The organism is Roseibium sp., from assembly GCF_965232425.1.
Lineage (GTDB): Bacteria > Pseudomonadota > Alphaproteobacteria > Rhizobiales > Stappiaceae > Roseibium.
Genome location: NZ_OZ246971.1, coordinates 3,525,159 through 3,540,917, shown reverse-complemented (window position 1 = coordinate 3,540,917; position 15,759 = coordinate 3,525,159). Strand labels below are relative to the sequence as shown.

The window sequence follows — 15,759 nt, the reverse complement described above, 5'->3', positions numbered from 1 at the left end:
CCTAGAACGCGACACCTAACTACGCAATACGTAGTTCATTGCTACATCTGCAGAAGTATCGGGGAACACGGCCAAACCGTATCTGAAGTCACATCAACATAGCGGTTGCCGCGGCTGCGGCGCCTTGCAGATGGAGACCTTGGATGAGACGCCCCGGACTGATGCTCTACGGCATCCTTTGCTATTTTTTCTTCAACATCGCGTTCCTTTACATGGCCGGGTTCCTGCTCGGCGTCGCGGTCCCGAAGGCGATCAACGACGGCGTTCCGTCCGATCTGCCGGCGTCACTTGCAATCAATGCTTTGCTCGTCTTCCTTTTCGGCTTCTTTCACAGCCTGATGGCCCGTCAGTGGTTCAAGGACCGGTGGACGAAACTGATCCCCGTTGAAGCGGAACGCAGCACCTATGTGCTGCAGGCAGCGGCCTTCCTGTCCCTTCTCATGCTGTTCTGGCAACCGATGCCTTTCGCGATCTGGTCGGTAGACGGCATTTGGGCTCTGCTGGTTTACGCCGTGTTCGGCATCGGCCTGGTCACGGTGCTCCTGTCCACCTTCCTGATCGATCACTGGGAACTCTTCGGCTTGCGCCAGATCCGGGCGAGCGCCATCGGCGCACCGGCGCCGCGGCCCGTTTTCAAGACACCGATGCTCTACAGGCTCGTGCGTCATCCGATGCAACTGGGCGTCATACTGGTTTTCTTCGCAACACCCGTCATGACCGCAGGCCATCTGTTTTTCGCCGTCACGATGAGCGTCTATGTCCTCATCGGTCTTCATTTCGAAGAACGCTCCCTGGTCCGCGAATTCGGCGCGACCTACCGGGATTACCAGACCCGCGTGCCGATGCTGGTGCCCAACCCCTTCCGGTTGCTGCAACGCCGCGTACGACCCGCGTGACCTTCAAGATCAACCCTTCTCAAGTCATCAGCGCCGAAGCCCTGAACCGGGGTAACGCGCATGCACACTCCGAGGAAAAAGTCATGACAAAACACGCCTTCCAGGCCCCTCACCTGTCATCCGGTCCCGAAACAACGCCAATCGTCGATTTCTGGATCGAGGTGATGGCGCCAAAGTTTCTGAAGTACCGGCATGTCCTTGTAGGTGGTTTGCGTCATCACAGCGCGGCGATCATTCCCGGACTGCCGATCCGCAGGGGAGATCGGGTGCTGGATGTCGGCTGCGGCTTCGGCGACACGGCCATCGCGCTCGCCGGACGAACAGGTGACGACGGGCATGTCCTCGGCATTGATTGCGTCCCCGCCTTTGTCGCCCAGTCATGGCATGCCGCCGAACAGATGCTGGTCGGCAATGTCAGCTTCGCCTGCCGCGATGCCGAAAGGTCCCTGCCCCGGGGCGAATTCGACTACGTGTTCGCGCGCTTCGGCACGATGTTCTTTTCCAGTCCCGTGGCGGGCCTGCGCAACATGCGCAAGGCCTTGAGGCCCGGCGGCCGCATGACGCACATCGTATGGCGCGACCGCGACGCGAACCCCTGGCTCTCCGCCGCCCGCGAGGTCCTTCTGACGCATCTGCCCCAGCCCGACGCAAACGCGCCCTCCTGTGGTCCCGGCCCGTTCTCCATGGCTGACGAAACCGCGACACGCGCCATCATGGAGGCCGCCGGTTTTCGGAACATTCGCTTTGAAAGGGTCGACGCGAAAGTGCTGGTGGGCCGAACCGTGGAGGAGGCGATCGCCTTCCAGCTCGCCCTTGGACCGGCCGGAGAAATCTTCAGACTTGCGGGAGCCGTGGCGCAAGCAAAGAGGGCCGTCATCGAAAGCGATCTCCATCGTCTCTTCGAGGCCGTTCCCAGGGATGATGCCGGACTGTGGATGGACAGCTCGTCCTGGGTCATCCACGCGGATGCTGCGGATTGAAAGCACACTCGCCTTGTCCTCGCCATTTCGGGCCGAACAGTTCGCGAATGCCTTTCCTCAGGTGCCGCGACCTACGCAATAGTGTCGATAGAACCTACCGCTGAGAATGGTATGATACCCTCTAGAAAAACCAAAAATCGTGATTGACGTCATCGAGTTACAAGCGATTGATCGGTGATTTTGCGGGAACGATCCTGACCAAAAGCAAGCCTGCAAACGCGCCCGAGCAGTCGTGAACATGATGAAGCTGGGAGGGCAACACATGCGTTTCGGAAAACGGTCCATTGCAACCTTGGCGATTTTGCTGGGCAGCGCGGCTTTGGTGATACCGGAAGGCGACCATGTCCAGGCAGCCGGTGGCAAAGTCACGGACCCTACAGGCACGGCACCGGACCGCTACGTCTTTTATCCCGGCACCGAAGCACTTGGCGAAGACGAAATCAGGATGACGGCATGCGGTACCGGCATGCCCTCCGCGCGCCACAAACAGGCCGCGACCTGTTTTCTGGTCGAACTGGGCAACGGGGACAAGTTTCTGTTCGACATAGGCACCGGCTCGATGGCCAATGTTGCCGCCTACATGATCCCGTATGACATGCTCGACAAGGTTTTCATCACGCATCTGCACACCGATCACTGGGGAGATCTGACGTCGCTCTGGGCCGGAGGCTGGACGGCGGGGCGCACCGGCCCGCTTCGTATCTGGGGTCCGAGCGGTGCAACGGAGGACATGGGCACGAAATACGCCATCGACCATTTCCTGAAGGCCTACAACTGGGACCTCCAGACCCGGAATTTCGCGCTCAGCCAGGAGCCCGGCAAAATTGAGGTTACCGAGTTCGACTACACCCAGGAAAACGGCATTGTTTACGAGGACAACGGTGTAACTGTGCGCTCTTGGCCAGCGATCCACGCCGGAGACGGGCCCGTCAGCTACGCGCTCGAGTGGAACGGTTACAAGATCGTCATCGGGGGAGATACCCTTCCCAACAAGTGGTACATCGACTACGCGAAGGATGCGGACCTGGCGATACACGAAACCTTCATGACGCCCGAACAGCTCGTGAAATGGTACGGACAGTCACCTGAGCAAGCTTTGGGAGTCGGCACTCAGGTTCATACGGCGCCTGCCGCCTTCGGGAAGGTGATGGCGGAAATCAAACCGCGCCAGGCTGTTGCCTATCACTTCTTCAACGAGGAGGGCGTGCGCTACGAGATCTACGACCAGGTGCGCAGCGTCTACGACGGGCCTCTCTCGATGGCCCAGGACAACATGGTCTGGAACATTACGAAAGACGGCGTGTCTGAGCGCATGGCAGTGATCACCGAGGAAGCCTGGTCAGTGCCGGGAGCCAAGGCTCCGCCGAAACCTGATCCCACGGGTCTGACAGATCCGCTCAGCGACGAAATGAAGGCCGGTGCCTGGGACATTTCGGATGTTCTGAAACCCATGGTCGACGCGTTCAAGCAGGAACATGACATGGAATGAGCAACGGGCACCCATCGAACGGGCGGACAGGCTCAGATTTCCGGTCTGGCCGTCAGAATATCAAGCTGTCGTTTCAGCACGTGCTCCCAGTCAGCTTGTGCCTTCAAATTGGTCGAGGATTCACCCATCAGGTACGCCACGAAAAGACGACCGCGAAGCTGTGCCTCATGCGCCTCAAATCCATTTTGCTCAAACATCCAGCGCGCAAAATCGAAGCGTTTCTGCAGCGTGCGTTCGTAAACCTGGCATGCGTGATCGTCGTTTTTCGCCCAGACGGAAATAGCATGGTCGGGCGCTGCGGCGTCATAGCGAATGACGTCGACCATGAGATTGAAAAGCCGGTCGGTCGCGTTCCCATCGAAGGATCGATAACGCTCGGAGATGCGGTCAGTCAGTTCGATTTCCCAGAATTCAAGCGTGCTTCTCAGCAATTCGCCCAGATCCTTGAAATGCCAGTAAAAACTACCCGACGTGACGCCAAGGTCCTTGGCAAGATTGACGATCTTGATGTTCTCGACCCCACGGCTCTGAAGCGCCGACAGGGCTGCGGCAATCCAGTCGGACCGGTTCAAGCGGGGCGTACGTGTTTTTACCATAGAGTCCTCTATTGAAGCTCGCGTCCTTTGGACGTAACATAGAGTTGTCTATGGTTCTGTAAAGGGATCGCGAAAAGGCCAGAAGCACGGGAGGAGAGTGTGATGGCGAGTGTGTCGAAAACAATAGCAGTCGTTGCGTTGGCTGCGGCATGTGTCTGTGCCGCGCCGGCTGGAACGTATATTATGTCATCACTCATCGATGACGCCGTAGGAACGGTTGCGTTCGCGCAGGAAGCCTCAAGGGCGGATGCGTTACCAAAGGGCCGGACCGTTTCTCCGATAACGGATGGGACCTATCCGGCGAGTTACTTTCCGAACACGGAAATTCTTGGCGACGGAGAAATGCGCATAACGGCACTGGGAACCGGCATGCCGAACCAGACACGCGCCGCGGTCTCGATTTCGTACCTCGTCGAACTGGGAAACGGTGACAAGTTCATCTTTGATGCGGGCTCCGGAATGATGGCCAACCTGTTTTCGTTGCGCCCTGACTTCTCGAAACTCGACAAGGTGTTTGTCAGTCACCTTCATATCGACCATGTAGGTGACTTCATGGGATTGCACGTTGCTGGCTGGCTTTCCGGCCGCTACTCGCCAATCCACATCTTCGGGCCGACAGGATCCACCCCCGAGCTTGGCACCGCCGCCTTTGTGAAGGGTATGCAGGATGCTTATGCCTGGGACCTTCAAACACGTACGGGTGCACTGCCGGATGCCGGTGCCAAGATCGAGGTCCACGAATTCGATTTCCGACAGGAGAACGAAGTCGTTTACGACCAGAACGGGGTCGTTGTCCGCTCTTGGCCGGCCATTCACAGTCTGGATGGATCGGTCAGCTACAGTCTCGAATGGAACGGTCTGAAATACGTGTTCGGCGGCGATACCTATCCCAACAAGTGGTATATCGAGTTCGCCAAGGGTGCGGACGTTGCGTCTCACGAATGCTTTTTGCCTCCAGAAGCGCTCGCGGAGTATTTCGGCTGGAGCCTCAGGCAGGCGACCTATGTCTCTACGCGCGTTCACACGGAACCCGCCGCATTCGGCAAGATCATGTCCGAGGTAAAACCGCGGCTGGCGGTCGGGTATCATTCGGTTCAATCACCTGAAAACAACGCGGCCATCATGGACGGCGTCCGGGAAACCTACGATGGTCCGCTTGCGCTCTCTCGCGACCTGATGGTGATCAACGTGACCAAGGACAATATCGTCACGCGCATGGCAACGGTCGACGAGTACGTCCTGCCACCTGACGTCACTGACTCTTATCTCAACGCTCCGCGCTCTGAAGAAAAGTCTCCATCGGAGGAAACGCTTGCCGGAAAGTGGAAGGGTTACACGCCGCCACCCATGCCGGATCAGTAGCGCTGCACGGCGCACCGCGTCGGAGACAGATCCTGAAAGCAAACGGTCTGGCTGACGCGGCTTGTGAGCAAGCACTGGGTCTGGCGGTGAACATTCTGCAGTGGGACCGTATCTTCATTCGATGAATGATGGATCACCAATGACCTTCGTCGACCATGAGGGTGAAGGAAACCGAAAAAATGCTCTCGAATTCTGCATGCACGAAGTCCCGCTTCAAAAAAGAAGACGCCGCGACGTCAAAAAAACGGTTGCATCTGGTTTTTGCCGCGGGTGCTTTCTTCGCCTCTGCTCTTTCAGGCCAGGCCGCCGATCTCGGGCAAACGCCCGCCCCTTTGCCTGATACGATCGAAACTGTCTCGCCCTGGGAATTCGAACTTGGTGCTTATGCGTTTGTCCCGCTGTCCGTACAAGGATCATCGACTGTCGACGGTGGTACGGTCGATCTGGACCTGGGACCACAGGAAATATTCGACCTGTTCCAGTTCGCGCTTTCGGGACGGTTCGAAGGCTGGCGGGATATGGGCCGGAACAACGGCAGCGCCTTCGGTTTTGTCCTTGACGGACAATATGTCAATCTCGGTCTCAACCCGAAGAATGTGGGACCGCGGGGCAATGGTGAAGTCGATGTCGACGTTCAGCAGGGCATTGTTGACATGCTGATCGGTTACCGCTTTCCGACGATTGGCCGCTCGGGCACGCATGGCAGCCTCTCCTTCGACGTAACAGCAGGTGCCCGCTACAACTTCCTGCGTCAGAAAATTGATGTCACACCCGGCCTTCCAGCGCCTTTCACTGCGAATCTCGGTGGCGACAAGCACTGGCTCGAACCGGTTGTAGGCGCGCGCGCCATCTTTCATGCCACGCCCAAATGGGACTTCGTCCTGCGTGGGGATCTCGCCGGCTTTGGCGTAGGCGGAGACGATCTAACCTGGTCGGTAACGGGCGTTGCCGCGTGGGAGGCCTGGGACAACACCACGTTGAGGCTTGGCTACCGCATCTACGACATGGACTATTCGTCCGGCACCGGTGCCAACGAGTTTGCATTCGACGCGACGGAGCATGGACCGTTCCTGGGCATCAGCAGAAGATTTTGAACGGGAAGAGTCTATTGCGTTTCGGCGGGAACCAGTTTGGGCAGGCGTTCAACACTATGCCGCGCCTCATGCGCTGGGTGCTCAGTTTCGGATGGATCGTCGGTCTCGTTGTCTTTGCCCCTGCGCCAGGCCATGCCGACTGGATCAACCTTTCCGGGGCTGAAACCTCTCCGAACATCGCCGAAATTACCGTGCTTGACGACCGGGTCAGAATTGCCTTGGAAGTCTACGTCGATGACATCTCCAAAGTGCCGGAACTGCTTCCCCAGGACTGGCTGGAAGAGAACGCAACCGCGCCGGAACCGCTGCACGCCAGGATGCGGACATTCTCGGAGGAGAAATTTCAGGTTGTCGCCGACGGGTCGGAGCGTCTGACTGCGGAGTTACGTCTGTCGGAGCCCCGCCTGCGCAAGGACCGGGCCTCGCCATTTGCCGGGATGATCAATCCTGTGACCCGACAGAAAACGCCCGAGCCGCCAGGCGACAAACGCGTGCTCTATGTCGAACTTGATTATCTGTTTGACGGCAAACCAGAAACGATATCGGTGATCCCGCCAACCGATGCAGACGACAGGGGGCTCCTTGCGATCGGCTTCATCGCCTATCACAAGAGCGTTCCGGTCATCGACTTCAGGTATCTGACAGGACCGGTGACCCTGAAGCTTGACTGGGATGATCCGTGGTACTCGGTCTTCGACAATCCCAATCTGAAGCGTCACCACCGCTGGCCGATGTTGTCATTCCTCTACATCGAGCCGCGTGAGGTCCGGCACGAGATCGTGGTTCGCCTGAGGGATCTCGAAGACTGGGTCAACCTGGACCGGGGTGCGCGCCGGTCCGTCGAACCGGATGGAAGGGAAGAGATCAAACAGAAAGCGAACCACTTTTTCAGATCCAGGAACCAGGTCGAAATTGATGGCGTCGAGGTTGTTCCGCGCTCAGTGAAGTCGGAATTTCTTGACCTCTCGATGACGGGTGTTCAGGTCATCGACGACGAACGCGAGATTGATCCGACGACAGCCGTACTGGGCATAAGTCTGTCCTATCCCGTGGATCATCTGCCCCGGACGGCAAGCACGAAATGGGATCTTTTCAGCGATCGCATTCAGCGCCTTCCCGCCACATCGATCGATCCCGCCGGGCCATTCCCCTCCGAAGTCAGCATAACGGACCCGGTCCATACCTGGACCAACCACCTGCTCAGATACGAGGATCCCAGGGTCGCCGCGGTTCCGGTGAGTGGTGACCGGACACTGAGGCTCCCCATGCTTTCGCTCGGTCTCGGCGTGTTGGCTTTTGGCGCGGGTTTGTTCGCCGTGCGTACGCAAGGCCGCAGGCGGAAAACGGCAGGAATTATCGCCGTTGTTGCGATTTTCGGTGCGGCACTGTCGAAAGACGAGGGACAGCTAACTCTTGCAAATCCGGTCTCCGGATTGCCGAACCAGACCGAAGCCTCAGACCCGATGCTGGCCGTCCTTGCAAATGCGAATGCCGCCTTTTTGGAAGTCGATGACTTGCAGCTGACAGCTGAACTCTCAAAATTCGTGCATCCGGACGCCACCGGAAGCGTTGCAGCAGAACTTGAGCGCGCCATCAAGATCAAGATTGCCGGCGGAACAACCGCGCGTGTTGAAACCATTAAAGACCTCTCCGTCTCCGAAATCCTCCCGCTCGCGAATGGAAGCGGGTTTTCCGGGCTTGTGGAGTGGACAGCCCGGGCACGCGGGCAGCATTGGGGACACACCCATTTGCGCGACATCGCGTACCGGGCCCGCGCAGACCTGATTGAACAGGACGGAATGTGGTGGTTGAGCGGTCTGACTGTTCTTGAAATGGACATCACTCAATGACCGATCAACAGGCTCAAGAAGCAAGGCAGACCCACTCACGAAGCACACCAGGTCTGTTCATGTGTTTGCTCTTGGCACTCTCACTGTTATTCGGGCTTTCGGTTCCGGCTTCCTCGCATTTCCTGTTGAACTTGAACGTGAGGGTAATCCACGTCGAGCACACCGACGAAGGCGCCGATCTTTATGTCCGTATTCCCATGCCCTACCTCGTCGCCGGGCTCGTCGGGAAGTCGGAGAAAGATGGTCTTCCCGTTCCTGCACCCTTCACGTTCAATCGAATGGAGCAAGGTCGGCTCGTCCATCTGGTCGATTTTGACGCCTTGCCGAAGGACGCAAACGGGCTGGGGAACCTCGTTGCTAAGGGTTTCATGCTCACCTTTGGCGACAGTGATATCCCGCTCAGCGTTCAGGAGACGCGGATCCGGCGCGTGGGGACACAGCCTCCATTTGCAACGCTCGAGGAAGCAAAAGCCTCGTTTGCAATCCCCTCCAGCCAAACCGATAAATCCGCGGAGCTCTATGTAGGTGACGCGGTGATTGATGCGAAGTTGAGGGCAGCGAGTCCAAGCCGCCTTTCAGCCTACCAGCTATCGAGCAGCCTTGACCCTGGATTGCCCGACCAGGACCAGACGGCCAATCTCATTCTGGACTATGGCCCCGGTGGAACCAAGGTGTTCCGGTCCCAGGGACTGATGACGGAACCGGTAACGGTGTCACGGTCTTCACTCGCGGCCATTTGGACGTTCGTTGTCGAAGGCGCCCGGCACATTCTTGAAGGTCCGGATCACGTACTCTTTGTACTCTGTCTTGTGCTCGGCGCACGGACGCTTTCGTCCCTGGCCTGGCGGGTAACCGGGTTCACGGTTGGCCATAGCATCACGCTCAGCGCCGGTTTTTTTGGTCTCGTGCCGCAAGGCGCCTGGTTCATACCCTTGGTCGAAACCTCCATAGCGGTTTCCATTGTTTTCGCGGCGGCACTGGCTGTATGGCCGAGTGCCCGGGAAGATCGCAGCGAGTGGGCTGTTCTGCTGATCACCGGCGGTATCGGCCTGCTGCACGGATTGGGTTTTTCCTTCGTGCTGAAAAACATCCTGCAGGTCACGTCACCGGACATCTGGCAAAGTCTTTTGGCGTTCAATGTTGGTGTCGAGATCGGACAGCTGGCAATCGTTCTGGCCGTATGGCCGGCTCTCTGGCTGCTGACCCGTGAACACGCGCGCTTGGCAAGCGTTGCGCGCGCGTCCATCGCCTTCGGATGCGGATCTATCGCGGCCTATTGGACCGTGACCCGCCTCCAGGACGTGGTCTCAGCCATTTGATTGCCGAGTGACAGTCAAATGCGTCTTCCCGCCGTGAGCCCGTTGACCTTCTCGATGATGGACTCCGCGTCGATCCCGAAATGCCGGTAGAGCTCGCCGATCGTGCCGGTCTGGCCGAAATGCTCGACGCCGAGCGGGATCGTCTGGTGGCCCGCGACGCTGCCGAGCCAGGCAAGCGTTGCCGGATGACCGTCGATGACGGTGATCAGTTTGCAGTGTTGCGGCAGCGTCTCCGTCAGCCGTTCGATATGCGAGACCGCGGCTGCGTTGCCGCGCGATCTTGCCCGCTGCGCCGCCGTCCAGCCGGCATTCAGCCTGTCGGCGGATGTGACCGCCAGAACGCCGACGTCCCGCCGGTTGCCGGCAAGCTGACCCGCGGCTTTTATCGCTTCCGGCGCGACGACGCCCTGATAGGCGATGACGACGTCGCAGTTCGGGCCCGGTTTGCGCAGCCAGTAGGCCCCGTCGATTGCCCCCTGGCGAAAGGCCTCGTCGGCCCGCTTGACGGGCTGCTCGATCGGGTTGGTCGACAGGCGCAGATAGACCGAGCCACCGGTCTCGTCACGCAACCAGGTCCGCTCGTCCGGATCGCCTTCCCCTTCCCGCTGCAGATAGTCGAAAGCCCATTCCATGATCACGGCAAGCTCGTCCGCGAAGGCGGGTTCGAAAGCCGCAAGCCCGTCCTGGCTCATGCCGATCAGCGGCGTGCCGATTGACTGATGCGCCCCGCCTTCCGGCGCCAGCGTCGCCCCTGACGGCGTCCCAACGATCATGAACCTCGCATCCTGGTAGCAGGCATAGTTGAGGGCATCGAGGCCGCGACAGACAAAGGGATCGTAAACGGTCCCGATCGGAATGAGGCGATCACCGAACAGCGAGTGCGACAGCCCCGCGGCCCCGAGCAGCAGGAACAGGTTCATTTCCGCAATGCCGAGTTCGATATGCTGACCGTCCGGCGTGAATTCCCACTTGGCGGTTGATGGAATGCGATGTTCGATGAAGGCATCGGCCTTGGCATGGCGGGCAAAGAGTTTCCGGCGGTTGACCCAGGGACCGAGATTTGTTGTCCCCGTTACATCGGGCGACGTCGTGACGATCCGCTCGGCAAGCTTGCTGTCCCCCTTGGAAAGATCATCGAGCACCTTGCCGAAGGCCATCTGCGTGGAGATCTCTCCTCCCGGCTGCAGGGCAATACCGGGCACCTCGATCCGGGCGTCGGAATAGCGCCGCGTTCCCTTAGCAAAAAACGGAACCGCATCGAGAAACGCCTTCAGGGCCGGAACGTCTTCCACCGTCGCGAACGGCTCCCATTCCTGTCCCTCCGGCACACCCATATGTGCCTGCCAGTCGCGCATCTGGGCCTTGTTCATCAGGCCGCCGTGATTGTCCTTGTGACCGGCGATCGGTGTCCCCCACCCCTTGACCGTGTAGGCCAGAAAGCAGGTCGGACGGTCGTGATTAATTGCAGCGAACGCCTCGGCCATGGTCCGTGTGCAGTTGCCGCCCAGATTTTCCATCAGGTCGGCAAGCTCCGCGTCGTTGCGCCGGTCGATCAGCGCGGTAACGTCGCCCTGATCGCCAAGATCGTCCATCAGTCTCTGCCGCCAGACCGCACCGCCCATGAAGGTCAGGGCGGAGTAGTCCTGATTGGAACAGGCATCGATCCACTCACGCAGCCGCGCACCGCCGGGTTCTGCGAAAGCGGCCCGCTGCAAAGCGCCGTATTTCACGCGCACGACATCCCATCCGAAGGCATCGAATGTTTTCTCCACCCGGTCGAACAGGCCTTCGCGAACGATGCCATCGAGCGACTGCCGGTTATAATCGATGATCCACCAGCAGTTTCTGAGATCGTTTTTCCAGCCTTCCTGGAGGGCTTCGTAGACATTGCCTTCATCGAGTTCCGCATCGCCGACAAGCGCGATCATCCGTCCGAGCGGGCGCTCCGCCGCCCACGGCTTGGCAGTGATGTAATCCTGAACCAGCGAGGCGAAGGATGTGATCGCAACGCCGAGGCCGACCGAGCCAGTTGAAAAGTCCACGTCGTCGCTGTCCTTGGTGCGCGACGGGTAGGACTGCACACCTCCGAAACCGCGGAAATTTTCCATCTTCTCCCGGCTCTGGTTGCCCATCAGATACTGGATCGCGTGAAAGACAGGCGATGCATGCGGTTTCACCGCAACACGGTCCTCGGGCCTGAGCGCAGAGAAATAGAGCGCCGTCATGATCGACACCATCGAGGCCGAACTCGCCTGGTGGCCACCGACCTTGATCCCGTCGACCTTCGGCCTGACGTGGTTGGCATGATGGATCATCCAGTGTGACAGCCACAGCAGCCGCTTTTCGATGGTTTTGAGATGCTCGATATGCATTGCCCGATCCCCGATGAGTATGGCGTTTGCGTCAATTTATCGTCGGCGTGAGGCAGGTTTCTTGCTATTTCGTACGCCTATTGGATAGAAATTGGTTTTATTCAGCAGAAAAGAGATTAATCGTGGTGAAACCCTCCAACCTGGACGCATTCGATATCCAGATCCTGCGCGAACTCCGGCAAAACGGCAGAATCTCCCTTCAAGATCTGTCGGAGCGCGTCGGTCTCAGTCCGACACCGGTTGCGCGCCGGCTGCGCCAGTTGGAGGAACGCGGCATCGTGACCGGCTATTGCGCCCTCATTGACGAGGTTGCCCTGGGCTACGAGGTCTCCGTCTTCGTCTCGGTTCAACTGGACAAGCAGGTTGATGTGTCGCTGGACCAGTTCGAAACCGCGATCCAGACCTTTCCCGAAGTCGTCGATTGCTGGCTGATGACCGGCAACCGCGACTATCTCCTGCGTGTTGCAACGACCGGCCTCGCCGCGTTCGAGACCTTTCTGACCGGGAAACTCACAAAGGTACCGGGCGTCGCCAATATCGAAAGCTCGATCCCGTTGCGCCGGGTGAAATCGGGCGTGGCGCGGACACCCTAGAAGAGACCCCGTACGCGTAAATCCGGTCGGAGATGCAAACAGGCATGAGAGATGCTTGAAGCTGGCAGCCCACCCTTCGAGTCAGCGCGTCGCGCTTCCTCAGGATGAAGATCTTCGTGCGTTTAAGTCATCCCGGCCAAGCGTAGCGCGAGCCGGGACCGGGGAGGCAACGGCCGGTCGGTTGGTCCGGTGCACCAACCGGCAGATCGGGGCTCTCCGGCCCCGGGTCTCACGCAGTTCGCCCGGGGTGACGAATGGAAATGCGATGCGTTTTTTTCCGGTTTCTGCATCCAATCAGGATTGCCACCGTTGTTTACCTCATCCTGAGGTGCGAAGCCTCGAAGGATGGGCCACGAGCACCGAAATTCGGCGCACTCGTCACGCACGCCGGTGTCCGGCAGAGTGGCGCTGGAAACGACATGAGAAAAAGGGCCGGCTTCCGGGGAACCTGAAGCCGGCCAGGGCAAGCAGGACGGGCTGACGTGGGAAATCAGCTGATCCTGGCTGCGATGCTCTTGGTCTTGCAATAGCTGGTCAGGCCTTCCAGGCCCTTCTCGCGGCCGAAGCCGGACTTCTTGTTTCCGCCGAACGGCACTTCGATCCCGCCGGCAAAATATTCGTTTATGTAGATTTGTCCGGCGTCGATCTTGCGGGCGAGTTGATGCGCCCTGCCGAAATCCGAGGTGTAGATGCCGGCGACGAGACCGTATTGGCAGTCATTGGCAAGCGCGAGAGCGTGGTCCGCGTCCTCTGCGACCTGCACCGTCAGCACCGGCCCGAAGATCTCCTCGCGGGCCAGCTCGTTGTCTGCCGAAACGGCATCGACGATGGTCGGTTCAAAAAACCAGCCGCGCCCCGTAGCCGGATCTTCGGTGACCGAACCGCCGGTGACAATGTCCGCGCCGCCGGCCCTCGCCCGGTCGAGAAAACCGGCGATCTTGCCAAGGTGTTCGGAGGAATTCACCGGCCCGACATCCGGGTTGCCAAGGCCGTGCCCGAGCTTCAGCGCCTTCGTCCGCGCCACAAGCTCCGCCACGAAGTCGTCGTGAATGCTCTTTTCGATCACCAGACGCGACCCGGCGGAACAGATCTGGCCGGCATTCTCGTAGATCGCCCCGAGCACACCGGAAAGCGCCTGCTCGCGGTCGCAGTCGCCGAGGACGACCACGGGAGACTTGCCGCCGAGTTCCAGAACGACGCGGGTAATGTCTTCCGCCGCCGCCTTCATGACCGCCCGGCCGGTCTGAACCGAACCTGTAAAGGTGATGTGATCGACATCGGGATGCGCAGTGAGCGGCGCGCCGGTCTCCGCTCCCGTGCCGGTGACGACGTTGCAGACCCCTTCAGGCAATCCGGCTTTGAAAAGAAGATCCGCGAGCAGAAGCGCGGTAAACGGCGTCTGCTCCGCCGGTTTGGCGACAACGGTGCATCCGGCCGCAAGCGCGGGCGCAAACCCGCGTGCAGCCGTTGAAATCGGAAAGTTCCAGGGAATGATGTGGGCCGTCACACCGACCGGTTCGTGGATCGTGTAGCCGACATAATCCGGACCGAGCGGAAAGCTGTCGCCCTGCAGCTTGTCGCAGGCCCCGGCGTAATACTCGAAGGCGCGCGCCGCCCCCCTGACATCGCCCATCGCTTCCTGCAGGGCCTTGCCGCTGTCCAGCGTTTCCACCACCGCGAGCAGATCCAGGTTCTCAAGGATCAGCGCGGATGTCCGCTGCAGGATCCTTGAGCGTTCAACAGGCGCTATGTCGCGCCAGACCGTGTCGAATGCCCGTCGGGACGAGGCGACGGCTTGATCCACATCCTCTTTCGTGCCGGCCGTGAAGCGAGCGAAAGGCACACCCGCGCCCGGATCGAAACTCTCCATGGTCCGGTTATGCGCCGGCTGCGAGAAAGCGCCGTCGATGAAGTGGCCGGCCGGCAGCGCACTAAGCGTCCCGGTGTTCTTGTATTCCGCGATCAGATCGTCTGCATGGGTCATCTCAGTGCTCCCGGGAACTGATCTTGTAGGTGGATTTCGCAAGCCACTCCGGGTTGATCTCAACGCCCCATCCCGGCGCGTCCGTCACAGTCGCGTGGCCGTCGTTGATCGTATACGGCGACGATACGTAAAGGTCGGTCTGCCACGGGTAGTAGTCTTCCTGCTCGATCGAGAACTCGAGATACTTACCGGCGTTCGGGATCGCTCTCAGCAGGTGCATGGTGAACAGCGTCACCAGCGACAGGTTGGCTGCGTGCGGCGTGCACGGGATACCCGCCTGATCTGCCATTTCGGCCACCTGCATGGTGCGCAGCATTCCACCGAGATAGCAGACATCCGGCTGGATGATGTCGACGACCCGCTGGTCGATCATGCGCTTCCAGTCGACCAGCGAACAGTCCTGCTCCCCGCCGGTCACATCGATATCAAGCGCCTCGGTGACCTTTTTCGTCTGATCGTAATGCCAGTAGGGACACGGCTCCTCGTAATGCGAGATGCCGTTGTCCTGCAGGAAATGCCCGATCTCGATCGCTTTTTGCGGCGAGTAGCAGGAATTCGCATCCACCAGCAGCGCCGTGTCGTCGGAAAAGGCTCGGCGCATGGTCGGAACAATCTCTTCCGTCCGGCCGGGCCACTCATCCTGATCCCGGCCGCATTCTGCGCCGATCCGGAACTTGAAGGCCGTGAAGCCGAAATCGTCCTGCTGTTTTTTCAGCCGGTCGGCCTCGTCCTGCGGTGTGATGTCCCGTTTCATCGACGAGCCATAGGCCCGCACGCGGCCTGGCGTACCGCCGAGAAGCTCACACACCGGTTTGCCTTCCAGCTTGCCCCTCAGATCGAACAGCGCGGTATCCAGCCCGCCCATGGCGCGGCGCAGATAGGAGCCCGGAAACTTGTGCTCCCTGTCCGGAATGATGTCCATCAGGTGCGCGATGTCGACCGCGTCTTCGCCCAGCGCGTAAGGAGCGACCTGTCGATGCACCACTTCGGCGGTGATATCGGCATAGTACGGCGCAACCTGCCCCCACCCAGTGACGCCGGTGTCCGCCGTTACCCGGACAAAGCAGACGAATTCGTCTGTAAACGTTTCTATCGATTGAATTTTCATAGGTACATCAGGCTCTTGCGGCAGAGGTCTCCGCGGGAAAAACATGGGTCTCTTCAAGCTAACCTACGCATAATTGGACTTGATTTAAGGTCCGTTTTGCTGAAAGTCTCATACCA

The 15,759-nt window shown here is 59.5% G+C and carries 12 protein-coding genes; 8 read left to right on the top strand and 4 right to left on the bottom strand.

Annotated features, from left to right (window positions below; all coding sequences use genetic code 11):
- Positions 1–143 precede the first annotated feature (143 nt).
- The 3 genes from mddA to gntH (ACO08A_RS16270) all read left to right on the top strand — a co-directional run bounded on the left by mddA (position 144) and on the right by gntH (ACO08A_RS16270) (position 3,365).
- Positions 144–896 carry a methanethiol S-methyltransferase gene (gene mddA, locus ACO08A_RS16280; RefSeq protein ID WP_422037039.1) on the top strand — a complete coding sequence of 251 codons (753 nt, stop codon included), beginning with the start codon at positions 144–146 and terminating at the stop codon, positions 894–896.
- Positions 897–979: 83 nt separating this feature from the next.
- The gene (locus tag ACO08A_RS16275) at positions 980–1,876 is read left to right on the top strand and encodes a class I SAM-dependent methyltransferase (protein WP_422037038.1); all 897 of its coding nucleotides are present in this window, start codon (positions 980–982) and stop codon (positions 1,874–1,876) included.
- Positions 1,877–2,138: 262 nt separating this feature from the next.
- Positions 2,139–3,365 carry a guanitoxin biosynthesis MBL fold metallo-hydrolase GntH gene (gntH, locus tag ACO08A_RS16270; protein ID WP_422037037.1) on the top strand — a complete coding sequence of 409 codons (1,227 nt, stop codon included), beginning with the start codon at positions 2,139–2,141 and terminating at the stop codon, positions 3,363–3,365.
- A gap of 32 nt (positions 3,366–3,397) precedes the next feature.
- Here gntH (ACO08A_RS16270) and ACO08A_RS16265 read toward each other — a convergent pair whose 3' ends face one another.
- Entirely contained in the window at positions 3,398–3,961 is a 564-nt protein-coding gene (locus ACO08A_RS16265; RefSeq protein ID WP_422037036.1) for a TetR/AcrR family transcriptional regulator, read from the bottom strand.
- Between the two features lie 183 nt (positions 3,962–4,144).
- On the opposite strand from ACO08A_RS16265, the gene gntH (ACO08A_RS16260) reads away from it, so the two are divergent.
- The 4 genes from gntH (ACO08A_RS16260) to ACO08A_RS16245 all read left to right on the top strand — a co-directional run bounded on the left by gntH (ACO08A_RS16260) (position 4,145) and on the right by ACO08A_RS16245 (position 9,586).
- Complete coding sequence (gntH, locus tag ACO08A_RS16260; protein ID WP_422037035.1) at positions 4,145–5,323, top strand: guanitoxin biosynthesis MBL fold metallo-hydrolase GntH; 1,179 nt, start codon at positions 4,145–4,147, stop codon at positions 5,321–5,323.
- 179 nt (positions 5,324–5,502) lie between these two features.
- Positions 5,503–6,417, top strand: a complete 915-nt coding sequence (locus ACO08A_RS16255) for a hypothetical protein (protein WP_422037034.1) — start codon at positions 5,503–5,505, stop codon at positions 6,415–6,417.
- Between the two features lie 56 nt (positions 6,418–6,473).
- Positions 6,474–8,267 (top strand): hypothetical protein, encoded by a 1,794-nt coding sequence (locus ACO08A_RS16250; RefSeq protein WP_422037033.1) that lies wholly within the window; start codon positions 6,474–6,476, stop codon positions 8,265–8,267.
- Between the two features lie 137 nt (positions 8,268–8,404).
- Entirely contained in the window at positions 8,405–9,586 is a 1,182-nt protein-coding gene (locus ACO08A_RS16245; protein WP_422037032.1) for a HupE/UreJ family protein, read from the top strand.
- A 14-nt stretch (positions 9,587–9,600) separates the two neighbouring features.
- Here ACO08A_RS16245 and ACO08A_RS16240 read toward each other — a convergent pair whose 3' ends face one another.
- Positions 9,601–11,958, bottom strand: coding sequence for a transketolase-like TK C-terminal-containing protein (locus ACO08A_RS16240; RefSeq protein WP_422037031.1), 2,358 nt, complete (start codon positions 11,956–11,958; stop codon positions 9,601–9,603).
- Positions 11,959–12,080: 122 nt separating this feature from the next.
- On the opposite strand from ACO08A_RS16240, the gene ACO08A_RS16235 reads away from it, so the two are divergent.
- The gene (locus tag ACO08A_RS16235) at positions 12,081–12,551 is read left to right on the top strand and encodes an Lrp/AsnC family transcriptional regulator (RefSeq protein ID WP_422037030.1); all 471 of its coding nucleotides are present in this window, start codon (positions 12,081–12,083) and stop codon (positions 12,549–12,551) included.
- Between the two features lie 490 nt (positions 12,552–13,041).
- Here the strand turns inward: ACO08A_RS16235 and ACO08A_RS16230 are convergent, their stop codons facing one another.
- Positions 13,042–14,535, bottom strand: coding sequence for an aldehyde dehydrogenase family protein (locus ACO08A_RS16230; protein ID WP_422037029.1), 1,494 nt, complete (start codon positions 14,533–14,535; stop codon positions 13,042–13,044).
- Position 14,536: 1 nt separating this feature from the next.
- The gene (locus ACO08A_RS16225; RefSeq protein WP_422037028.1) at positions 14,537–15,643 is read right to left on the bottom strand and encodes a mandelate racemase/muconate lactonizing enzyme family protein; all 1,107 of its coding nucleotides are present in this window, start codon (positions 15,641–15,643) and stop codon (positions 14,537–14,539) included.
- Positions 15,644–15,759: the final 116 nt, after the last annotated feature.